The sequence below is a fragment of the Arthrobacter sp. K4-10C genome (assembly GCF_059090085.1).
In genome coordinates this window covers 161648-184117 of sequence record NZ_JBNHFI010000011.1, presented here as the reverse complement: position 1 = coordinate 184117, position 22470 = coordinate 161648, and the positions used below count along the sequence as shown (strand labels likewise).

The following is a 22470-nucleotide window of genomic DNA, read 5'->3' as shown; positions in this document are numbered from 1 at the left end:
ATCGATCACCATCAATCTTTTCTGATGAGCCGGCGGGAGGCAGCGACCACCCACGCGGCTCGTCCGCCGTCGTGATAACTCCAGGAGAAACCGCGTGACCACCCAAACTGACAAGAAGCCCTCCGTCCTCTTCGTCTGCGTGCACAACGCCGGCCGTTCCCAGATGGCGGCGGCGTTCCTGACGTCACTGGCCAAGGGCGCCGTGGAAGTACGCTCCGCCGGGTCCCAGCCTGCCGAGCAGATCAACCCCGCCGCGGTCGAGGCCATGGCGGAGGTGGGCATCGACATGTCCGCGGAGGTGCCCAAGGTCCTCACCACCGAGGCCGTGAAGGACTCGGACGTGGTGATCACCATGGGCTGCGGCGACGAGTGCCCCTACTTCCCGGGCAAGCGCTACGAGGACTGGGTGCTGGAAGATCCGGCGGGCAAGGGCGTAGAATCCGTCCGCCCCATCCGCGACCAGATCAGGACCCGCATCGAGGCCCTCATCACCGAACTGGTGCCGGCGCAGCACCCGGATGCGCAGTAAGTTCAGGCGCGCAGTAACTTCAGAGGAGAATTCCATGACGAACCAACAGCTGATCATCATCGGCTCGGGCCCGGCGGGTTACACCGCGGCCATCTACGCCGCCCGCGCCGGCCTGGAACCGCTGGTGCTGGCGGGCTCGGTCACCGCCGGTGGTGCACTGATGAACACCACCGAGGTGGAGAACTTCCCCGGCTTCCCCGGCGGAATCCAGGGCCCTGAGCTGATGGACGGACTGCAGGAGCAGGCAGAGCGGTTCGGCGCCAAGATAGTGTTCGACGACGTCACGGAAGTCCGGCTTGCCGGCCACCTGAAGACGGTGGTCACCGGCGGCGGCGAAACACACCAGGCCCCGGCGGTCATCCTGGCCACCGGCTCCGCATACAAGGAACTCGGCCTGCCGGAGGAGAAGAAGCTCAGCGGCCACGGCGTCTCCTGGTGCGCCACCTGCGATGGGTTCTTCTTCCGCGAGCAGGACATCATCGTGGTGGGCGGCGGCGACTCCGCCATGGAGGAAGCCACCTTCCTGACGCGGTTCGCGAAGTCCGTGACCGTCGTCGTACGCCGTGAGGAACTGCGCGCCTCCCGCATCATGGCCCAGCGGGCCAAGGACAACCCGAGGATCAGCTTCGCCTGGAACTCCGCCGTCACCGCCATCCACGGCAACGGCAAGGTTACCGGCGTGACCCTGACGGACACCCGCTCGGGCGAAACCCGGCACCACCCGGCCACCGGCATCTTCGTGGCCATCGGCCACGTCCCGCGCACCGAACTCCTGGCCGGCCAGGTGGACCTGGACGCGGAGGGCTACATCAAGGTGGACTCCCCCACCACGGTCACCAACCTGTCCGGCGTCTTCGCCTGCGGCGACGCGGTGGACCACCGGTACCGCCAGGCGATCACCGCCGCCGGAACGGGCTGCGCCGCCGCCCTGGACGCCGAGCGCTACCTCGCCGCCCTGGACGACGCGGACAGCATCGCCACGGCGTTAGTCGAAGAGCCCACCCACAGCTGACGGGCACGGAAGGGGGTGAGCTGAATGAACACCGAATGCTGCGGCGACAGTGGCTGCTGCGACGACGGTCAGGACTGCTGCTAGCCCTTCCGCACCACCCCCGTCCCCCGCTCCCCGCCCAACTAGGTAGCAGCAGATGAAAGCAGAACCCGATGGATAAAGCCACAACCCTTCCCGTCGCCGTGATCGGCGCCGGACCGGTGGGGCTTGCCGCCGCGGCGCACCTGCTGGAGCGCGGCCTGGAGCCGCTCGTCTTCGAGGCAGGCACGACGCCGGGTGCTGCTGTTGGGCAGTGGCGCCACATCCGCCTGTTCTCGCCATGGCGGTTCAACATTGACGCCGCCGCCGTCCGGCTCCTCGAGGCAGCCGGCTGGAAAGCACCCCGGCCCACCGCCCTGCCATTCGGCGGCGAGCTCATCGACAACTACCTCGCTCCACTGGCCGCACTGCCGGCGATAGCCACCCGGCTGGAAACCGGCGCCCGGGTGCTGGCAGTAACCCGGCAGGGCATGGACAAGACCCATGTCCGGCACCGGGACACCACTCCCTTCACCGTCCGGGTACGGCACTCGAACGGTGAAATCCGGGACCACACCGTGGCTGCGGTGATCGATGCCTCCGGCACCTGGTCCACCCGCAACCCGCTGGGAACGTCAGGGCTGCCGGCGATCGGCGAGGAAGCGGCCGCGGCCCGGATCTCGTCGCCGTTGCCCGACGTCCTGGGCCGGGACCGCGCTGCCTTCGCGGGCAAGCGCGTCCTGGTGGTCGGCGCCGGCCACTCGGCAGCAAATACCCTCCTTAACCTGGCAGCGCTCGCCAGGGAGGAACCGGACACCCGGATCCTCTGGACCATCCGGGGTGCCTCGGCCTCAAAGGTCTACGGCGGCGGGGACGCTGACGGGCTGCCGGCACGCGGCCAGCTCGGCGCCCGGCTCCGGCGGCTGGTGGAGGCCGGACAGATCGAACTGCACACCGGTTTCGGCATCAGCTCCTTCAAATCCCTGGAGTCCTCCGTCACCGTCGGCGCCGTGGACGGCCGCACCCTGGAGGCCGATGCCGTGGTGCCCTGCACCGGCTTCCGGCCCAACCTGGACATGCTGCGTGAACTTCGGCTCAACCTCGACCCCGCAGTGGAGGCGCCGGTGGAACTCGGCCCGCTGATCGACCCGGAGTTCCACTCCTGCGGCACTGTTCCCCCGCACGGCGCCAAGGTCCTGGCGCACCCGGACAGGGACTTCTACATCGTCGGCATGAAATCCTACGGCCGGGCCCCCACGTTCCTGCTGGCCACCGGCTACGAGCAGGTCCGCTCGGTTGCCGCCGCCCTGGCAGGAGACCGCGAAGCAGCGGAAAGCGTGCAGCTCGAACTGCCGGAAACCGGCGTCTGCTCCACCGATGCCGGCACCAGCTGCGATGCGCCGGCCGTGCAGACCGCTGCTGGCGGCGTGGACGGCAGCGGGGAGTCCGGCTGCTGCGCGGCACCCCAGCCCGTCCTGGTCGGCTTCCCCACCGGCCTGGCCCACGGCCGCTCCGCCGGCAACTGAAAGGAAAAACCATGACCCACACTGCCCGCACTCCTGCAGGTGACAATAAGCCTGCCGTCCTGTTCGTCTGCAGCAAGAACGGCGGCAAGTCACAGCTTGCAGCCGGGCTGATGCGCCAACTGGCGGGCAGCAGCATTGACGTCTACTCCGCCGGAACCAAGCCCGGGAAGGACCTCAACCCGCTCGCAGTGGAATCACTGGCCGAGCTGGATATCAGCGTGCAGGGCGAGTACCCCAAGCCCGTCAGCGAGGATGTCCTTGAGGCCGTGAACCTCCTCGTGGTCCTCGGCAACGAGGCCAAGCTCGAGCCGCGCGAGGGCACCCGCTTTGAAGTCTGGGAAACGGACGAGCCCTCGGAACGCGGCATCGACGGCATGGAACGGATGCGCCTTGTGCGGGACGACATCCGGTGGCGCGTCCGGAAGCTCCACGGCGACCTGACGTCTTCCTGACATCCTCTGGCGGAATGGTCCGCCACTGCCCCTTGGCAGGGCTAGGCGCCAGGACCACAATTGTCGTGTGCCGTTCCCCGGGATAACCGCAGACAATCCCCAAAGCCCTTGCCCGACGGAGTGTGATAAGTACACTTAGCATATCCATTCGGCGGGCTGGGAACCGGCAGTATGACTCCCCCACCGGAGAGCAGACGGCGCGAAGGCGGCACCCATGCACGGAAACCGGAAGCTCCCCCGCAGCGTTCGCGCCGACATGGCCCACTTGGAACTCCAGCTGCAGGTCCTTGAGATCATCGACGAAATCCTGAACGGAACCGCCGCCTGCGAGGCGGAAGCCCGCAGCTCGCTCCGATGGCATGTCAGCGCCAACCCCGGCCAGCCGCAGCGCGCTTTGCTGATGCATATGCTGAGCCTCCAGCGCTCAGATCACGGCTGACACGGAAAAAACATCCTGCCGAAACACCGCGGCAACCTGGCCACGGCAAGCTGTGCCTACGGGGACACAACAGCAGGAGGCAGCCCAGCATGGAGGCACAAGGAGTACGTACCGCCCAACTCCGTATTGGAGACAACATCGAGGCGTGGCACAGGGGCAGGCTGTTCCACCGGGGCCGGGTGACCGGCGTCGTACCGGCCCTGGAACTGTTCTGGATACTGGACGCGAGGACCGGCACCCGCAAGCTGCTGGACCCCGAAGCCCTGGAGATCCGGCATGTGGAAGAGCCGGCGGAGGAGCCCGCCCAAGCGCGCAACCGGCTGGAGCCTGCATAACCTCCGGCGGCAGGGGTAGGGTCAGTCGTGGAATGCTGTTGGGGCAGACACCACGACGAAGGAGTACACCATGATTGGATTCATCGTTGCCGGGCTGATCATCGGCGCGCTTGCCCGTCTCATTAAGCCGGGGAAGCAGAACCTCGGCCTGCTCGCCACCCTGCTGCTGGGCCTTGCCGGCTCAGTGATCGGCGGAGTGGTTGCGTCGCTGCTGGGAACGGGCGACATCTTCGAGCTGAACTTCCTGGGCTTCATTGTGGCCGTCATCGCCTCGGTGCTCCTGGTGGGCACCGCCGAGGCAATCGCCGGACGCCGGCGGTCCGTACGCCGCTGACCCTGGACAGATCCCGACGGCGGCACTTAGCTTAGTGCCGCCGTCGGACTGCCCTATGCCCGCTCTTGGTAGACGTCCGGGATGCCGTCGTGGTCCGCGTCCACCGTCTCCAGTTCCTCGGCCTGCCGGTACTGCCGGTTCCTGGCCCGCAGCACCAGGGTGGCCAGCAGTGCGGCCAGCAGGGATGCGGCGAGGATTCCCACCTTGGCGTGGTCGTCGTGCAGGCTGCCGTGGCCAAAGCTGAGCTCGGCCACCAGCAGGGACACCGTGAAGCCGATGCCGGCCAGGAGTGCCACGCCAAAGACATCGATCCACTTGAAGGAGCTGTCCAGGGTTGCCTTGGTGGCTTTCGTCAGGACCCACGTGGTGCCCAGGATGCCGATCGGCTTGCCGAGGACCAGGCCCAAGATGATGCCGAGCGCCACGGGATCGGCCAGCGCGGAGACCAGTCCGTCCCAGCCGCCCACCGCAACCCCGGCTGAGAAAAACGCGAAGATCGGGACGGCGATGCCGGCGGAGATCGGCCGGAACCGGTGCTCGAAGATCTCCGCCAGCCCGGGCCCCGCCTCGGGGCCGCCGCCGGCCTTTGACCGGATCACCGGCACGGCAAAGCCAAGCAGGACTCCCGCCACGGTGGCGTGGATGCCCGAAGCATGGACGAGCGCCCAGGTGACCACACCCAGCGGCAGCAGGATGAGCCAGGCCGCTGCGGCTTTCCGGCCGAAAAAGTGGCGGTACTTCTGCGCCAGGAAGGTGTAGGCCGCCAACGGAACCAGGGCCAGCAGCAGCGGCGTGACCTGGATGTCACTGGAGTAGAAGAACGCGATGATGCTGATGGCGATCAGGTCATCCACCACCGCCAGGGTGAGCAGGAAGATCCGCAGCGCGCTGGGCAGGTGGGAGCCGATGATGGCCAGGACGGCAACAGCGAACGCAATATCCGTAGCGGTGGGGATGGCCCAACCGCGCACCGTTTCAGGGCTGGCCAGATTGACGACGGCGTAGATCACCGCCGGGACAACCACGCCTCCCACTGCGGCGGCCACCGGGACGATCGACTTGCTGACCTGCCGCAGATCGCCGGCCACGAATTCGCGCTTGAGTTCCAGGCCAACCAGGAAGAAGAAGATGGCCAGCAGCCCGTCAGCAGCCCAGGCGCCCAGGCTCAGGTCCAGGTGCCAGGGCTCGTAGCCCACCTTGAAGTCGCGGAGCGCGAAATAGCTGTCCGACGCCGGGGAGTTGGCCCAGATCAGGGCGATGATTGCCGCTGCCACCAGTAGGGCGCCGCCAACGGTTTCCTTGCGGAGGATTTCGCCGATGCGCAGTGCCTCGGAGTATGAGCCCCGGGCGAAGACCGTGGATCCGCGCGGCCTGGATGGCGGGGTTGAGTTCATGAAGGTGTCCTAACGTCCGGGCTCGACAAAATTACTGCCGACCAGACTTCCCGGCGCACCTCCAATCCATTCTAGGGCACCACGGCCGGCGCCAAAAAAATCTCCCCGCCCAGCCGGACCGCCTTGAAACCCCTCGTTACCCCGCCCGGCGCCGGGACGCACCCGGCCGGCCTTCGGATGCAATGGCTTTGACTGCGTGGTCAAGGTAGTTCCGGGCCTCCGAAGAATTTGCCAACTGAACCAGCTCCGCGGCCACCGCCACCAGTTTGACGTTCCGGTGGCTGCTGGTGCTGACCAGCATTTTGAAGGCGTCGTCAGCGCCCATTTTCAGCTGGCCCATCAGGATGCCGCGGGCCTGGTCCACCACGCTGCGGGTGGAGGTGGCACCCGCGACGGCGTCCCGGGCGGTCTGCTCCGTCTCACGCTGCAGGGTGGTGGTGAGGTCCACCATCACGCCCTCCATGACCGTGACCTTGCCGGCGTCGTCCATGATGCCCTCGCCCGACGTCAGGACCCGCCGGGTGCGTCCTTTGGCGTCAATGATCCGGTGGTACATCGCGAAGTAGCCGCCCGTCTGCATCACCTGTGCCACGATGGCCTCGCACTTGGGCCTGTCCTCGGGATGCTTGTGCGTGTACAGCAGTTCAAGCGTGGGAACCACATCCCCCCGCCGGTACCCGTGCAGCTGGAACATGCCGTCCGACCAGTGCAGCTTCCACCCGTCCCCATGCACATCCACATGGAAAGTCCCGGCGACGCATTCGTTGTCGCCCAGGGCGCTCGAAAACGTATAAGGGCCGTTCAGGTCCGTCGTCACAGGGGCCACCTCCATGTAGCATCCAGTGCACCCAGCAGGCGAAGTACTCCCAGGGCGCTACTACCAGTATGGCCCGGCTGGAACGCCCGCGGGTAGGGCGGAGGGCCCCTCGCCGGAGCATGGGGCCTTAGGGCCAGCCCCCACCAGCGCCTTGACTAGCATACCCCCTGGGGGTATATTCAAGGCGTTGTCAGTGAAGTGGTATGTCCCGGCGGTGCCACCGCCTTCACAGCCGTTCAACCCCAGCACCCTACCTACCAAGGACTCATCCTTCGTCAAGGAATGGAACTGACATGAACCCCGAACAACGCACAGCGCTCCCCCTGGCCTCCTCCAGCGGCTGCGGCTGCTGCTCCCCCGCAGCCCACGCACTCAAGACGACAGCCGCCGTCGCGCATTCCGCTGAGCCGCCTGCCCAGCGCGAGTTCGCCGTCGAAGGCCTCACCTGCGGGCACTGCGTCATGACTGTGGAAACGGCCGTAGCCGCCCTGGACGGCGTTGAATCGGCGTCCGTAGACCTGGTCCCGGGCGGGCGTTCCCGCCTCACCGTCGCCGGCGATGCCTCCGAGGAGGCCGTCCGCACGGTCGTCACCACCGCCGGGTATTCCCTGGCCGCACACTGACCTTCCGCGCTGACCGTCCGTGGCTAAGGCCGCCGGGCGCAACGGCAGCCCTCCAAGGAGCAAACCATGCATGACCACACGCATCACCCCACACACCATCACGACGACGGCAGCGAGGCGGGCGGGACCCTCACCCGTCACCCTGCTCCCCCCGCCGGACCCACCGCGCACGGGCACCACCAGGCGGCCCACCAGGACCACGGCGGTGATGACCATACCGTGCACACGTCCGGCCAGCATGCCGGGCACAGCACCGCGATGTTCAAGAACCGGTTCCGGCTCACCCTGGTGCTGTCCGTTCCGGTGGTCTACTTCAGCCCAATGGTGGGACACATCCTGGGCTACATGGCGCCCATGTTCCCCGGCTCCGCCTGGATCCCGCCCGTCCTGGGAACCGTCATTTTCCTGTACGGCGGGCAGCCGTTCCTCAGGGGCGGGCTGCAGGAGCTGAGGGACCGGCGGCCGGGCATGATGTTGCTGATCGCCATGGCCATTACCGTGGCGTTCGCGGCCTCGTGGATCACCAGCCTGGGCCTGGGCGGCTTCGACCTGGACTTCTGGTGGGAGCTCGCGTTGCTGGTGGCCATCATGCTGCTGGGCCACTGGATCGAGATGCGGGCGCTGGGTTCGGCGCAGGGTGCATTGGATGCCCTCGCGGCGCTGCTGCCCGACGAGGCCGAGCGCGTCACGGACAGCGGTACCGAAACGGTGCCAGTCTCCGAACTCCGGCCGGACGACCTGGTCCTGGTCCGGCCCGGCGCCCGGCTGCCCGCCGACGGGACAGTGGTGGACGGGCAGGCCGAGTTCGATGAATCCATGATCACCGGCGAGTCCAGGACCGTTCCGCGCGGCCCGGGCGACCAGGTGGTGGCCGGAACTGTTGCCACGGACAGCAGCGTCCGCGTCAGGGTCACGGCCGTGGGTGATGACACGGCGCTGGCCGGAATCCAGCGGCTCGTGGCGGAAGCCCAGGCCTCGTCCTCGCGGGCGCAGGCGCTGGCGGACCGCGCCGCGGCTTTCCTTTTCTACTTCGCCGCCGCGGCCGGTGCCCTGACCTTTATCGCCTGGACGTTGCTGGGCAGCGTCCCGGAGGCGGTCACCCGGACCGTGACAGTGCTGGTGATCGCCTGCCCGCACGCCCTGGGCCTGGCCATCCCCCTGGTCATCGCCATCTCCACCGAGCAGGCCGCCCGCGCCGGCGTGCTGATCAAGAACCGGATGGCCCTGGAGCGCATGCGGACCATTGACGTTGTCCTCTTCGACAAGACCGGAACGCTCACCACCGGTGAACCGGAACTGAAAGACGTGGCGGTCGCCGAAGGCGTTGATGCCGATGACCTGCTGGCCCTGGCTGCCGCCGTCGAATCGGACAGCGAGCACCCCGTGGCGCGGGCCATCGTCCGCGCGGCCCGGGAACGGAACTTGGCGCTGCCGGCCGCGGGCTCGTTCACCGCACTGCCCGGGCGCGGCGTGCGGGCAAGTGTGGACGGACGCACGCTGCACGTTGGCGGGCCCGCGCTCCTGCGCGAGCTTGGCGCCGTCGAACCCTCCGGCTTGGCTGAGGCGACCCGCGCCTGGGTGGACCGGGGTGCCGCAGTCCTGCACGTGCTCGACGGCGTCCGCGTCCTGGGTGCGGTCAGCCTGGAGGACGCGGTGCGGCCGGAATCCCGGCAGGCAGTGGCGGCCCTGCAGGGGCGGGGCGTCAAGGTGGCCATGGTCACCGGCGACGCGCGGCAGGTGGCCCGGGCCGTGGCGGCGGACCTCCGGATCGATGAGGTGTTCGCCGAGGTCCTGCCGGTGGATAAGGACAAGAAGGTGGCCGAACTCCAGGCCCGCGGGCTGAAAGTGGCCATGGTGGGTGACGGCGTCAACGATTCCCCGGCCCTGGCCCGCGCCGAGGTGGGCATCGCGATCGGCGCCGGGACCGATGTGGCCATGGAGTCCGCCGGCGTGGTGCTGGCCGGGAACGACCCCCGGGCCGTCCTGTCCATGGTGGACCTGTCGCGGGCCAGCTACCGGAAGATGTGGCAAAACCTGGTGTGGGCCACGGGCTACAACGTCCTGTCCGTGCCCCTGGCCGCCGGTGTCCTGGCATTTGCCGGCATTGTCCTCTCGCCCGCTGCGGGAGCCGTGCTGATGTCCGCATCTACGATTGTGGTGGCGCTGAACGCCCAGCTGCTGCGCCGCCTAAACCTCACCCCCTAACGCTCTCCCACCTTTGGCGCGTTTCCCTGCAACCCTCTCTCACGTATGGCGCCTTTCCCTGCAACCCTCTCTCACGTATGGCGCCTTTCACTGCAACCCTCTCTCCCTGGAAGGATTTCCCCATGAAGTTTTCTGCAGTTACTGTTACCGCTGTCCTGGCTGCCGCGGTTGGCCTGGCGGGGTGCGCGTCCAGCTCTGCGCCTGCGAACGGGCATAGCGGCCATGCCAGCCCCAGTACTGCATCTGCACCGGCCACGTCGGCAGCGGCGTCGGCAGACCACAACGATGCCGACGTCACTTTCGCCCAGATGATGATTCCGCACCACGCCCAGGCCGTTGAGATGAGCGACATCGTCCTCGCGAAGCCCGGTGTTCCTGCGGACGTCACCGCTCTGGCCACCAGGATCAAGGACGCCCAGGCACCCGAGATCGAGACCATGACAGGGTGGCTTGCAAGCTGGAATGCGCCCAGCGCGTCGTCAGGCCACTCCGGACACGCCATGGGTGGCATGGTGGACGAGGAGGGGATCAACAAGCTCAAGGCCTCCCAGGGAAGCGAGGCCGCCCGGCTGTTCCTGGAGCAGATGATCGGGCACCACGAGGGCGCCATCGACATGGCCAAACAGGAGCTGGGCGCGGGCAAGCATCCGGAGTCCGTCCAGCTGGCTCGGGAGATTGTCGCCGCCCAGGAAGCCGAGATCACCGAGATGAAGGAGCTGTCCGCCGGACTCTAACCCTGCCCGCCGGATCACCGGCTGAAGTAGCGGCTGACGTGCTCGGGGCGGATTCCGATACCGACAAACCGGGCGGTGATGCGGCGCAGTAACGGTGAGGCAACCCGGAGAACCCGAGGGAGCCACCGGGGCGCAACGCGGCCGCCGTTGGTTGCCCTGGCGAGAGCCCGGTGTCCGGCGCGCTGAAGCCGCTGTGTTAACTTCACCGGCATCTCGCGCCGGCGCTGGACGCCTGCGAGCTTCTCAGCCGGTGCTGTTCCGGCGGCGAGGTCTTCCGCAATGGCGTTCGCCAGTGCGACGGCGTCCTGGATCGCAAAATTCACGCCGACGCCGAACATGGGGGACATCGCATGAGCGGCATCTCCGATCGCGATAAACCCGGGACGGTGCCAGCGCCGGAGCCGGTTGATCTGGACGGAGAGGAGCTTGACCTGATCCCATCCCTCCAGGGCGTTGACCACCGGCCGCAGCACGGGCGCCGCGTAAGTTATACGTTCTCGGAGTGCGCCGAGCCCCGCCTTTTCCAGGTCATCGAAACCGCCCTTGGCGATGACCATTCCCGATTGGTACCTGTCTCCGCGGTCAATCGTCAGCACCATACCCCGGGATGAGATGTACCCAAGGGTGGCGGGCGGCGGCTCGGGTGGTTTGGGAAGGCCGAACCAGAGCACGTCAATAGGCACACCGTGTTCATCCGGGGTCAAACCCGCCGCTGCACGGAGCACCGACGCACGCCCGTCGGCAGCTACGGTCAGCGTCGCACGGAACTCACGTCCGCCGTCGGGCGCCGACGCCAAGACGCCCCGCACCTGGTCCCGCTCCATTATGAGTCCGGTGGCCTCTGTGTCCATGAGCAGCTCAAAGTTGGGGTAGGCCGCGGCCTCACGGGCAAGGAAGTCCAGGAAATCCCACTGCGGGGCCAGGACCAGGAAGTTGTCGGGACCCGGGAGGGTGCGGAAGTCGACGAGGGTGAAGCGCTGGCCGTCCACCACGGCATCCATCGTGGACAGCCGCGTGAGCGGCAGCTGCAGGAACTTCCGGCGCAGCCCGAGTTCCCCCAGCAGTGTCACGGTGGAGGGATGAACGGTGTCGCCGCGGAAGTCACGGAAGAAGTCCGCGTGCTTTTCCAGCACGGTGACCCGCAGGCCGGCGCGGGCGAGCAGGTACCCGAGCACCATGCCCGCCGGTCCACCGCCGGCAATTACACAATCGCGTTCGGGACGGGCTTCTCCGGTCATGTCGTCCTCCCTGTTCTCCGCCGGCCGGCCTGCTTCCATCGTGGCGGGAGTGTAACCGTATTGGTAGTGAGAGCGTCCAGGGAAAGGCCGCCATAAGTGAGAGAGCGTCCGGGTGTTGCGTGTTAAGTTGAAAGGCACGGGCTGAACGGTCCGTCACCAGCTGGGAAAAGAGACATCTCCTTGGACACATCCGCACCGGTACGCATCCTGACCGTCTGCACCGGCAACATCTGCCGCTCCCCTGTGGCCGAGCGGCTGCTGCAGGCAGGGCTCGACCAGGTGCTGCCGGGCGGTTTCCAGGTGTCCAGCGCCGGGACCCGGGCAATGGTGGGCGACCCCATCCAGCCCATCTCCGCGGACATCGTGCGCACCTTCGGCGGCAACCCGGACGGCTTCGCGGCCCGCCAGCTCACGCCGAAAATCCTGCGCGGCGTGGACCTGGTGCTCACCATGACCTCGGGCCACCGGGGCGAGGTGCTGCAGCTGGATGCGTCGCTGCTGAAGCGCACCTTCACCATCCGTGAGTTCGCCCGCATGCTCAACGTGCTGGACGAGCGGGCGGCCTCCTCCCAGGCTCCCGTCGCCGCTGCCGACGTGCCCGACGGCGGCGATCCCCTTGCTGCCAACGCCGCCTTCTGGCGCAGCCTCCCTGCCCGGGCGGCCGGGGTGCGCCACCTCGCGTTGCCCGCGGACGCCGCCGACAACGACGTCATCGACCCCTACCGGCGCGCCCCGGAGGTGTACCGGCAGATGGAGGATGAGCTCGCCCCGGCCATCGTGTCCATCCTGCGCCACGCCCGGCTGAACTCCCCCGATCGCCGGGAAGCGTCCAATACGCTGTAGCGTTCCGGCGGCCCGGCACCGTTCCCATGACTGCGGTGACCTGCGGGTCCGGGCCCCGGCGCCGCCGTCGTAAACCTGCCGTACATTCGGCGGCGTACCGCACTGCAAAGGCTGCGGACTACCCTGCGGTTTTTCTGCGGATTCCCCCGCTGTAGCGCCATTTTGCCGGTGCTAATTTTCCGCAATGGGCACCCAGCCGAACTACCCGAGCACCCTGCCGTCCGGCGTCGCGAATCCCCAAAAGCGCCGGCATCCCCTGCGGGTAGTTCTTCTGGTGCTCCTGGCGGTGGCGGTCCTGGTGCCCGCGTCGGCCGGCGCATACCTGTTCAACCTGGGCCAGATCTACGATTCCCAAACCACCACCATCGACAACGCCTTCCCGGCGGAGTCCACGCGGCCCAAGCCCAGGGCCCGGGCGGCGGACCCTGGAGGGGCGGCCGGAGGCTCGGGCAGCGTTCCGGGAGCGGGCGCGGCAGCGGCACGAACGAACGACGCCGGGCACGGCACCTCCGTGAACATCCTGGTGATGGGCACCGACAGCCGCGGAGCCACGTCCGGCGAGGCGCTGTCCGGAAGCAACTCCAACCAGCGGGCGGATACCCTCATGCTGGTCCACGTCCCGGCGGACCGCTCAAGGATCTTCTCCATCTCCCTCATGCGGGACCTGTGGATCAGCATCCCGGACCACGGCCAGGCCAAGATCAACGCTGCCCTGGCGTACGGGGGCGTGCCGCTGATGGTGCAGACGGTGGAGTCGCTGTTCAACCAGCGGATCGACCACGTGGCCATGATCGACTTCGAGGGTTTCGTGGGCCTGACCGACGCGCTGGGCGGGGTGGAGGTCAACGTCACCCAGCCCTTCGTGTCCATCCACAGCGACCGCGCCTACGCCGAGGGACCCACCCTGCTGGACGGGAAAGGTGCCCTTGATTTCGTCCGTGAGCGCTACGCGTATGCCGACGGCGACTACCAGCGGGTGCGCAACCAGCAGGCATTCGTTCAGGCACTGCTGGCAAGGAACCTGAGCGCGGAAACCCTCCTCAACCCTGTGAAGGTCCACAACGTCATCAGCGCCATGGCCCCGTTCATCAGCGTGGACAGCGGATTGGATGCGGCCACCCTTGCCCGTCTTGCACTGGAACTGCGGGACGTGCGGGCCGGTGACATGGTGATGTTCACCCTGCCCACCCAGGGAATCGGCACCTCTGCCGACGGCCAGTCCATCGTCCTGCCCGATCATGGTGCCATTGCGAAAATTTCCGGGGCCCTCGCAGATGACAGTTTGGACAAGTTTGTAGCCAACGAGGGGCTGGCGGGCGGACACTGATCCCACCAGTCACGATGAGGCGGAGGCACCATGAGCACCCCAGGCGGTTCTGACCCATCCGGCGCCCCGGATTCCGGCCCGTCCCGCGCCAACCCGGCCGGCAACAGCAGCATGGTGGCACACGGGCGGCGGCGCTGGATTGCGGCACTGCTGGCTCTGGTGCTCGCGGCCGTGGCCGTAGTGGCGGTGGTCAGCCTGAACCGCGTCGGATCGGAAGCCCAGCCAGCGGCGGCCCAGACCGAATCAGCCAGCCCCACGCCGTCGGAAACGCCCACGGAAACAACGCCGGCACCGCCTCCCCCACCCCCGCCGCCACCGCCTATCCCGGAACTTCCGGCAGCCCCCATGAACGTGCTGGTGATCGGCAGCGACAGCCGCGCAAGCGCCCGGGACGCAGCAGCCCACACCGCGGCAACCGGCGAACCCATCGACCACCGCGCCGACACCCTGATGGTGGTCCATGTCCCTGCTGACCGCCGGACGCTTTACATTGTGTCCATCAACCGCGACACCTGGGTGGACATCCCCGGCTTCGGCGGCGCGAAGATCAACGCCGGCCTGCAGTACGGCGGCATCGACATGCAGACCTCGGCAGTGCAGTCGCTGCTGGGAATCACCATCGACCACACCCTGATGCTGGACTTCCACGGTTTCCGGGGCCTGATTGACGGGCTGGGCGGGATCGACGTGAACGTGCCCATCGCGTTCCAGTCCACCCACGACACCGGGCACGTCTTCGCCGCGGGCGTGAACCACCTGGACGGGCAGTCCGCCCTGGAGTTCGCCCGCGAGCGGTACGCGTTCGCTGACGGTGACTTCCAGCGGGTCCGGAACCAGCAGATCCTGCTCCGTGCCATCCTGGCCCGGCTTACCGCGGGCGGGGCGCTGAACGACGTCAACGCCGTCCGCGGGCTGGTGGACTTCGCCTCCTGCTGCCTCACGGTGGACCGTGGCTTCGACCCTGTGCAGGCCGCCATCCTGGCCTACAGCCTCCGCAACCTTGACGCGAACGCGATCGGCACCATGACGCTGCCTACTGCCGGTGCCGGATTCGTGGCCGGGCAGTCGGTGCTGTTCCCCGACTACGGCGCCGTCGCGGCCGTTGGGGCTGCCCTGCGCGACGGCCGGATCGCTGAGTTCGCCAGGCCCTAGGGGGACCCGGAATCAGTAGTCGCCGCCCCAGGTTGGGACGGACGCTAAGACCCGGCTGTTCAGCCCCGGGTTGCCGGCAGTTCATCCGCGGGAAACAGTCCATCCGCCGGCCGGCGGGAACCTGAAGGCATGACTTCGAACTCCCGCGCTGACATCTCCCGCCGCACCATGGTCAAGGGCTCCGTCCTGGCCGCCGCACTGACCTCCGTCCCTGCCGCCGCAAACGCCGCACCCACCCGGTCCCCCGCCGGCGTCGCCCTGGTCCGCAACCGGCTCACCCTGCCCAGCGGCATCGCCACCGGCGACGTGACGTCGGATTCGGCAGTGCTGTGGTCCCGCTCGTCGGGAGCCGGCCGGATGACGGCCGTCCTGCGCGCCGTGAACGACGCCGGCGGGATCCTGCGCGGGCGCGGCGCCTTTGAGCGCACCCTCCGCGGCCCCCGGGCCACCCAGGCCTCCGACTTCACGGCGAAGATCCACGCGGGCAACCTGCCGCCCAACACGCGGTTCGCGCTTGAAATCAGCTTCGAGGACGACGGCGGCGCGGCCGGTGAGACGGTCCGCGGCACCTTCCGCACGGCCCCCGACGCCGGGTCGTACAACGGCAGGGGGCGCACCGGCGACACGAGCCACGGCGGTGACGTCCCGGCGTCGTCCGCCCAAAGCTTCGTGTGGACCGGCGACACCGCCGGGCAGGGCTGGGGCATCAACGAGGAGATCGGCGGGATGCGCGGCTACCGGGCCATGCACCATACCCGGCCGGACTTCTTCATCCACTCCGGCGACACCGTGTACGCCGACGGCCCACTCGCGGAAACCGTGGTGGAAAAAGACGGCCAGGTGTGGCGGAACCTGGTTACCGAGGAGGTGTCCAAGGTGGCCGAAACGCTGACCGAGTTCCGCGGCCGGCACCGCTACAACTCGATGGACGCCAACATGCGCGCCATGTTCGCGGACGTGCCCGTCATCGCCAACTGGGATGACCACGAAACCACCAACAACTGGTACCCGGGCGAAATCCTGGAGGACCCCCGCTACACGGTCCGCGACGTGAACACGCTTGCTGCCCGCGGCCGGCAGGCGTGGCAGGAGAACATGCCCATCGCTGACAGTGCTGCGCTATGGCGGCCCGGAACGTTCGACGACGCCGGCCAGTATCAGCCCGCGCGCATCTACCGGAAGATCCGCCGCGGCCCGCAGCTGGACATCTTCTGCCTGGACATGCGCACGTTCAAGTCGCCCAATACGGACGGCAAGGAGGCCTACGCCACGAACATCTTGGGCCAGGAGCAGGTGGACTGGCTGATCCGGGAGGTGTCGGCGTCGAAGGCCACCTGGAAGGTGATCGCCGCGGACCTGCCACTGGGCATCATCGTTCCCGACGGCGCCGTGAACCAGGAGAGCCTGGCCAACCGCGACCCCGGCGCTCCGCTGGGCCGCGAGCTGGAGATCGCCGGCGTGCTCAGCGCATTCAAGCGAAACCGGGTCAAGAACGTGGTGTGGCTGACCGCGGACGTCCACTACTGCGCCGCCCACCACTACTCCCCCGAGCGCGCCGCGTTCACGGATTTCAACCCGTTTTGGGAGTTCGTAGCCGGGCCCATCGCCGCCGGGTCCTTCGGGCCGAACACCATGGATGACACGTTTGGGCCCGAGGTGGTGTTCGCCAAGGCCGGGCGCTTCCCCGGCGAATCACCGCGCGACGGCGAGAACCAGTTCTTCGGGCACGTCCAGCTGGATGCCGAAACCTTCACGGTCAGCCTGCGGAACGCCAACGGCGCCACGGTGTTCTCCAAGGTGCTGACGCCGGAAGGGTAGGCCGCCCGGGCGTGGCTGGCGGGGGTCGCTCCCCGGTGGCCCGTCGCCGTCGTCCGTTATTTTCCCGGCCCCGTGGGTACGCCGCTGGTAGTGTTCCTCCATTCGGAACCGAACGCGGACGGGGTGATCTTTCTTGAACGACGACGGACTGACACAGGCTGTACAGGAAGCCGGGGCGGTGGAGCTGCTGCTGATCCGGCACGGCGAGAGCGAAGGCAACGTGGCCGCCACCGAGGCGCGGCTGGCGGGGGCCGAGGTCATCGAGGTGCCCGCCCGAGACGCCGACGTGAACCTTTCCGGCACCGGGCAGGAACAGGCCAAGGCGCTGGGCACTGCGCTGGCCCGGATCGCCGAGGAGTTCCGCCCTGATGCCGTGGTGTCCTCCCCCTACGCCCGGGCGCGCCAGACCGCGGAGATCGCCGTGGAAACGGCTGGCTGGCCGGCGAAGGTGCGCACCGACGAACGGCTGCGTGACCGTGAACTGGGCATCCTGGACCGGCTGACCCGGCTCGGCGTGGAGAAGCGATACCCGGACGAGGTGGAACGGCGGACCTGGCTGGGCAAGCTGTACTACCGGCCGCCGGGTGGGGAATCCTGGGCGGACGTGGCCCTCCGGCTGCGCTCGGTTCTGGACGAACTGAACAACTTGGGCAGCGGGCACCGGGTGATGCTGGTCTGCCACGATGCCGTGATCATGCTGTTCCGCTACGTGCTGGAGGGCTTGTCCGAACGGGAGCTCCTGGACCTTGCCGCCAGTAACTCGGTGCTGAATGCCTCGATCACCAAATACGTGCGTCCGTCGGGTGCCGGGCCGTGGACCCTCGAGAGCTTCAACGTGGCCGACCACCTCACCGAGCAGGGCGTGGAGGTTACCGAGCATGCAGGGGATACAAGTGTCCACCCGCGGTGATGCCGCCGACCCCGTCCTGGTCACGCCGTCGCTGCTGCGCGAGTGGCCGCTGCCGGCCGCAGGTGAGGACAAGTATTCCCGCGGTTCGGTGCTGGTAATCGGCGGTGCCCGGGTAACGCCGGGTGCTGCCCTGCTCGCCGGAGCTGCCGCCCTCCGCGCCGGTGCCGGGAAGCTGACCCTCGCGGTCGCCGAATCCGTGGCGGTGCAGGTGGGGGTGGCGCTGCCGGAATGCGGGGCCATCGCCCTGCCCGAGACCGCCGACGGATCCATCGAGGCTGGCGGACTGGACCGGATCTCCTCGTACCTGGACCGGGCGGACGCCATCCTCGTGGGACCGGGCCTTGACGATCCTGACCTGGCTGAAGAGCTGTTGCGGGCCCTGCTGGAGCGGGAGGAATCGTCAGGCAGGGCCGATGACGGCCGTGGTGCCGCCGTCATCCTTGATGCCTACGCCCTGGGCGGCCTGGCCAGACTTGAAGAACAGCTGGAACCTTGGCGGGGCCGGCTGATCCTGACCCCGAATCCGAAGGAAGCGGCGATTCTGCTGGGCCGTGAAATCGACGACCTGGAAACCGACGTGGCCGCGATTGCCAGCCAGTTCGACGCAGTGGTGAGCTGCCAGGGCATCATCGCCCAGCCGCCCCGTCCTGGTGGCGGCGGGGAACCGGAACTGTGGAAGATCACCACGGGGTACGGCGGACTCGGGACCTCGGGAAGCGGGGATGTCCTGGCCGGTGCGATCGCCGGACTCAGGGCCCGCGGAACCACCAGCGCGCAGGCGGCATGCTGGGGAACGCATCTTCACGCCGCGGCCGCCGACCGGCTGGCCAGCAGGATGGGACCGCTGGGATTCCTTGCCCGCGAACTCGCGGACGAATTGCCCGCGCTCATGCTGGAGCTGAACACCTGATTTCGCTGGATGCTTGGCCTTGCAGGTTGGTTCGGGCAGTTATTTCAGCGCAAGGGGATGGCCCCCTGCTTGGAAGCTCGGGGGCCATCGTATCGGAGGGGATCACTCGCAACTGCCGATGCGCTACCGGCGCTGTGGCGTTCCTTAAAGGCAAACCGCCCAATACTGGCAGATACAACGCGTTCGGATCCTCCCGGTAACCCTGTTCTAGCACCGGCAGGCGGGCCAATACAAGGCATCCCCGCCGGTAACTTAGGACGACCCCCGGCCAAGCCGGGGGCCACCACATCGGGAAGTTCAGGTTTACGCTGCCGATGCGCTGTCTGGCGCTGTGGCGTGCACTTCAAGGCGACCCGCCCCACACTGGCAGTCAACAGAAATACCCGACATCCCGATCCTTCAAGGGAACTAGGCGGCGATTTCCTGCTTAGCCCCCTTCGTTTCGATCTCGATCTTGCGCGGCTGGGCCTTTTCGGCGACAGGAATCCGCAGCGTCAGGACACCGGCGTCGTAGCTTGCCTTAATGTTGTCCACATCCAGGGTATCGCCGAGGATCAGCTGGCGGCTGAAGACGCCGCGCGGCCTCTCGGAGGCGATCAACTCGGTGTCCTTGCCCGCAACGTCGGGCCGCTCGGCCCGCACCGTCAGGACATTCCGTTCCACATCCAGATCCACTGAGTCCACCGCAACGCCGGGCAGATCGAAGGCCACGACGAATTCCTTGTCCTCCCGCCAGGCGTCCATCGGCATGGCTGCCGGACGCGCTGCCGTTCCGAGGACCTGCTGGGCCAGCCTGTCCAGCTCGCGGAACGGATCGGTTCGCATCAACATGGCTTCCCTCCTCGTAAGAGATGGTCCAACACTTGTTTTGAGTACCAGCCGATCTGTATTGGCTGATATAGATTTTTTAGCACTGACGACAGAGATCTGCAAGCGGTCCGGCAAGGAATTTTCGAATTTTTTTGCCGCCTCCCGGGGCATGGGGAAGGGGCCCCTCGCGGTACGCGAAAGGCCCCTTCTGCTGTACCCTGCCGGGCTTTCGTCAGCTCCTGGTGGGGTCCGGGCGGAGCGGTGCCGGGCCCGGATCCGGCACGGGCAGCGGCCCTGGAGGCTCCGGCGTCGGGAACGGGTTCGGGGCCGGCGGCCCCGGATGGCCGGGCTGGGTGGGATCAGGCGACGTCGGGTCCGGCCCGGGCTCCGGCGGGAACGGCTCGGGTTCGTGCACTGGCGGGATGGTCATAAGCTTCCCCTCTCTCGCTGGGCGATGTGCCTTGGCGTGAACAGAATACGCCTGCCACCCGAACCCCACTAGGGCAGTACCGTCGGGCCCCGTCACCCTCTCTCACTTTTGGCACCTCCCACCCAAACGCCCTCCCACCTGGGTGAAAGGGCGTTCAGGAAAAAGCCACCAAAGGTGAGAGAGCGTCGGGGTTGGGCGGTAGTGGCGGGGGCCGCTCCCCCGGTAGCGAACGGCCCCGGCCATTGTGAGGGGTGGTGGATATATTGAAGGCATGACCTCCACTCCGCTGCAGGATTCCGCCAGCACGTCCATGTCCGCCGCCACCCCGCCGGTGGCCAAGAGGGTCCCCCTGGACCGGACGCACCACGGGGATACTTTCGTGGACAGCTACGAGTGGCTGCGGGACAAGGAGTCCGCCGAGGTGGTTGAGCACCTGAAGGCCGAGAACGCCTACCAGGAGGCAGTCACCGCACACCAGGAACCGCTCCGCGAAGCCATCTTCCAGGAAATCAAGGGCCGGACGCAGGAAACCGATTTGTCGGTTCCGCACCGCAAGGACGGCTGGTGGTACTACAGCCGCTCGGTGGAGGGCAAGGAGTACGGCATCCAATGCCGGGTCAGGGCCGCGGACACCGACGACAAGATCGCCGACTGGACCCCGCCCGCCGTCGAGCCCGGCGTCGCCATTCACGGGGAGGAAGTCCTGCTGGACGGTAACGTCGAGGCAGAGGGCAAGCCTTTCTTCTCGGTAGGCGGTTCGGCCGTGACAGTGGACGGCGACCTTTACGCCTACGCCGTGGACAACTCAGGCGACGAGCGCTTCACCCTCCGTATCAAGGACCTGCGCACCGGCCAGCTGCTGCCGGACATCATCGAGAACGTCTTCTACGGTGTCTCGTTCTCCCCGGACGGCACCCGCATCTTCTACACCGTGGTGGACGATTCCTGGCGCCCGTACCAGGTGAAGGCGCACGTCCTGGGCACGCCCGTGACCGAGGACGTGGTCATCTACCAGGAGGACGACGCCGCCATGTGGCTGGGCTTCGAGCTCTCTGCCGACCGGCGCCACCTGGTGCTGGGCATTGGCTGCTCCGAATACAGTGAGACCCGGCTGCTCCGCTTCGACGATCCCGCCGGGACTGTCAGCACCGTCATCTCCCGGAACGAGCGGGTTCTCTACGAGGCGGAGCCTTTCCTGCTGGAGGGCCCGGACGGGCAAAAGACAGAGCGCATCCTCCTCACGCACAACCGCGGCGCCATCAACTCCATGGTCTCCCTGGCGGACCCGGCGGAGCTGGAAAAGCCGCTGGCACAGCAGACGTGGCAGACCGTCGTCGAGCATTCCGACGACGTCCGCGTCAACGGCGCGGGGGTCACCTCCACGCACCTCATCGTCTCCATCCGCAAGGACACGATTGAGCGGGTGCAGGTGATGGGGCTGGCCGGGCTGGGCACGCCGGCCCAGCAGGCCGCGGTCGAGCCCGCTTTCGACGAGGAGCTTTACACGGCGGGCGTGGGCGGGTCTGACTACGAGGCCCCGGTCATCCGGCTGGGCTACACCTCCTACTTCACGCCGTCGCGCGTCTACGACTTCGTGCTGCCCACCCCGGAGCGGCCCGCCGGCGAGCTCCTGCTGCGCAAGGAAAGCCCGGTGCTGGGCGGCTACGACGGAACCAACTACATTGCAACCCGTGAGTGGGCGACGGCGGCGGACGGCACGCGGATCCCGCTCTCCGTGCTGCGGCACAAGGGCATCAAGCAGGATTCGACGGCGGCGGGCCTGGTGTACGGGTACGGCTCCTATGAGATGAGCATGGATCCGGGCTTCGGCATCGCGCGCCTGTCGCTGCTGGACCGCGGGGTGGTGTTCGTGATTGCGCACATCCGCGGCGGCGGCGAACTGGGCAGGCACTGGTACGAGGACGGCAAGAAGCTCACCAAGAAGAACACGTTCACCGATTTCATTGCCGCCACCGACTGGCTCGCCGGCTCGGGCTGGGTGGACCCCGCACGGATCGCGGCGCTGGGCGGCTCAGCCGGCGGCCTGCTCATGGGCGCGGTGGCCAACATGGCGCCGGAAAAGTACGCGGCGATCGTGGCGCAGGTGCCGTTCGTGGACCCGCTGACCAGCATCCTGGACCCGGACCTGCCGCTGTCCGCCCTCGAATGGGAGGAGTGGGGCAACCCCATCACGGACCCCCAGGTGTACGCGTACATGAAGTCTTACTCCCCCTACGAGAATGTGCGGGAGGTGGCGTACCCCAAGATCGCCGCCGTCACGTCCTTCAACGACACCCGTGTGCTCTATGTGGAGCCGGCGAAGTGGGTGCAGGAGCTGCGCAGCAAGACCACCGGCTCCGAACCCATCGTCATGAAGATTGAGATGGACGGCGGCCACGGCGGCGCGTCCGGCCGGTACGTTCAGTGGCGCGAGCGTGCGTGGGACTACGCTTTCATCGCCGATTCCCTCGGCGCGGCGGAACTGCTGCCCGGCGCGGGCCTGAAGCAGGGATAAACAAGGCGCGCCGCCATTCGGGTGGCCTGATGCTCGATGATCCGGACGGCGGGGCCATCCCAGGGAACTTGCCCGGCCCCGGCGGGCAGGCCGGTAATG

At 67.7% G+C, this 22470-nt stretch carries 21 protein-coding genes; 17 read left to right on the top strand and 4 right to left on the bottom strand.

Annotated features, from left to right (window positions below; all coding sequences use genetic code 11):
* The first annotated feature begins 94 nt into the window (after positions 1-94).
* From AC5RUU_RS16415 to AC5RUU_RS16385, 7 genes are all read left to right on the top strand, one after another.
* Entirely contained in the window at positions 95-529 is a 435-nt protein-coding gene (locus AC5RUU_RS16415; protein ID WP_493976262.1) for an arsenate reductase ArsC, read from the top strand.
* Positions 530-563: 34 nt separating this feature from the next.
* A complete protein-coding gene (gene trxB, locus AC5RUU_RS16410; protein ID WP_493976261.1) occupies positions 564-1541 on the top strand; it encodes a thioredoxin-disulfide reductase in 978 nt (325 codons plus the stop codon).
* A gap of 152 nt (positions 1542-1693) precedes the next feature.
* Positions 1694-3085 (top strand): FAD-dependent oxidoreductase, encoded by a 1392-nt coding sequence (locus AC5RUU_RS16405; RefSeq protein WP_493976260.1) that lies wholly within the window; start codon positions 1694-1696, stop codon positions 3083-3085.
* Between the two features lie 11 nt (positions 3086-3096).
* Positions 3097-3537 carry an arsenate-mycothiol transferase ArsC gene (locus AC5RUU_RS16400; RefSeq protein ID WP_493976259.1) on the top strand — a complete coding sequence of 147 codons (441 nt, stop codon included), beginning with the start codon at positions 3097-3099 and terminating at the stop codon, positions 3535-3537.
* Between the two features lie 214 nt (positions 3538-3751).
* Entirely contained in the window at positions 3752-3976 is a 225-nt protein-coding gene (locus AC5RUU_RS16395) for a hypothetical protein (protein WP_493976258.1), read from the top strand.
* Between the two features lie 89 nt (positions 3977-4065).
* Positions 4066-4311, top strand: a complete 246-nt coding sequence (locus tag AC5RUU_RS16390) for a hypothetical protein (protein ID WP_493976257.1) — start codon at positions 4066-4068, stop codon at positions 4309-4311.
* Between the two features lie 70 nt (positions 4312-4381).
* On the top strand, positions 4382-4645 hold the full coding sequence (locus AC5RUU_RS16385; protein ID WP_493976256.1) for a GlsB/YeaQ/YmgE family stress response membrane protein: 264 nt from the start codon (positions 4382-4384) through the stop codon (positions 4643-4645).
* Between the two features lie 53 nt (positions 4646-4698).
* Here the strand turns inward: AC5RUU_RS16385 and nhaA are convergent, their stop codons facing one another.
* On the bottom strand, positions 4699-6039 hold the full coding sequence (gene nhaA / locus AC5RUU_RS16380; RefSeq protein ID WP_493976255.1) for a Na+/H+ antiporter NhaA: 1341 nt from the start codon (positions 6037-6039) through the stop codon (positions 4699-4701).
* A 136-nt stretch (positions 6040-6175) separates the two neighbouring features.
* Positions 6176-6856, bottom strand: a complete 681-nt coding sequence (locus tag AC5RUU_RS16375; protein WP_493976254.1) for a PAS and ANTAR domain-containing protein — start codon at positions 6854-6856, stop codon at positions 6176-6178.
* Positions 6857-7149: 293 nt separating this feature from the next.
* Between AC5RUU_RS16375 and AC5RUU_RS16370 the strand changes: the two genes are divergently transcribed.
* The 3 genes from AC5RUU_RS16370 to AC5RUU_RS16360 all read left to right on the top strand — a co-directional run bounded on the left by AC5RUU_RS16370 (position 7150) and on the right by AC5RUU_RS16360 (position 10418).
* A complete protein-coding gene (locus tag AC5RUU_RS16370) occupies positions 7150-7479 on the top strand; it encodes a heavy-metal-associated domain-containing protein (RefSeq protein WP_493976253.1) in 330 nt (109 codons plus the stop codon).
* Positions 7480-7545: 66 nt separating this feature from the next.
* Positions 7546-9684 carry a heavy metal translocating P-type ATPase gene (locus AC5RUU_RS16365; RefSeq protein ID WP_493976252.1) on the top strand — a complete coding sequence of 713 codons (2139 nt, stop codon included), beginning with the start codon at positions 7546-7548 and terminating at the stop codon, positions 9682-9684.
* A gap of 122 nt (positions 9685-9806) precedes the next feature.
* Complete coding sequence (locus tag AC5RUU_RS16360; protein ID WP_493976251.1) at positions 9807-10418, top strand: DUF305 domain-containing protein; 612 nt, start codon at positions 9807-9809, stop codon at positions 10416-10418.
* Positions 10419-10432: 14 nt separating this feature from the next.
* Here the strand turns inward: AC5RUU_RS16360 and AC5RUU_RS16355 are convergent, their stop codons facing one another.
* Positions 10433-11656, bottom strand: coding sequence for an FAD-dependent oxidoreductase (locus AC5RUU_RS16355; RefSeq protein ID WP_493976250.1), 1224 nt, complete (start codon positions 11654-11656; stop codon positions 10433-10435).
* Positions 11657-11836: 180 nt separating this feature from the next.
* Here AC5RUU_RS16355 and AC5RUU_RS16350 point away from each other — a divergent pair, with 180 nt between their 5' ends.
* The 6 genes from AC5RUU_RS16350 (at position 11837) to AC5RUU_RS16325 (ending at position 18616) form a co-directional block, all read left to right on the top strand.
* Positions 11837-12499 (top strand): arsenate reductase/protein-tyrosine-phosphatase family protein, encoded by a 663-nt coding sequence (locus AC5RUU_RS16350; RefSeq protein WP_493976249.1) that lies wholly within the window; start codon positions 11837-11839, stop codon positions 12497-12499.
* Positions 12500-12683: 184 nt separating this feature from the next.
* Complete coding sequence (locus AC5RUU_RS16345; RefSeq protein WP_493976248.1) at positions 12684-13826, top strand: LCP family protein; 1143 nt, start codon at positions 12684-12686, stop codon at positions 13824-13826.
* Positions 13827-13856: 30 nt separating this feature from the next.
* Positions 13857-14978 (top strand): LCP family protein, encoded by a 1122-nt coding sequence (locus AC5RUU_RS16340; protein ID WP_493976247.1) that lies wholly within the window; start codon positions 13857-13859, stop codon positions 14976-14978.
* A 129-nt stretch (positions 14979-15107) separates the two neighbouring features.
* Positions 15108-16796: an alkaline phosphatase D family protein gene (locus tag AC5RUU_RS16335; RefSeq protein ID WP_493976246.1), complete on the top strand. Its 1689-nt coding sequence runs from the start codon at positions 15108-15110 to the stop codon at positions 16794-16796.
* Between the two features lie 133 nt (positions 16797-16929).
* On the top strand, positions 16930-17706 hold the full coding sequence (locus tag AC5RUU_RS16330) for a histidine phosphatase family protein (protein ID WP_493976245.1): 777 nt from the start codon (positions 16930-16932) through the stop codon (positions 17704-17706).
* Positions 17675-18616: an NAD(P)H-hydrate dehydratase gene (locus AC5RUU_RS16325; RefSeq protein WP_493976244.1), complete on the top strand. Its 942-nt coding sequence runs from the start codon at positions 17675-17677 to the stop codon at positions 18614-18616. The genes AC5RUU_RS16330 and AC5RUU_RS16325 overlap by 32 nt, the downstream gene beginning before the upstream one ends.
* A gap of 408 nt (positions 18617-19024) precedes the next feature.
* Here AC5RUU_RS16325 and AC5RUU_RS16320 read toward each other — a convergent pair whose 3' ends face one another.
* Complete coding sequence (locus tag AC5RUU_RS16320; RefSeq protein ID WP_493976243.1) at positions 19025-19447, bottom strand: Hsp20/alpha crystallin family protein; 423 nt, start codon at positions 19445-19447, stop codon at positions 19025-19027.
* A gap of 680 nt (positions 19448-20127) precedes the next feature.
* On the opposite strand from AC5RUU_RS16320, the gene AC5RUU_RS16315 reads away from it, so the two are divergent.
* Positions 20128-22371: a S9 family peptidase gene (locus AC5RUU_RS16315; RefSeq protein WP_493976242.1), complete on the top strand. Its 2244-nt coding sequence runs from the start codon at positions 20128-20130 to the stop codon at positions 22369-22371.
* Positions 22372-22470: the final 99 nt, after the last annotated feature.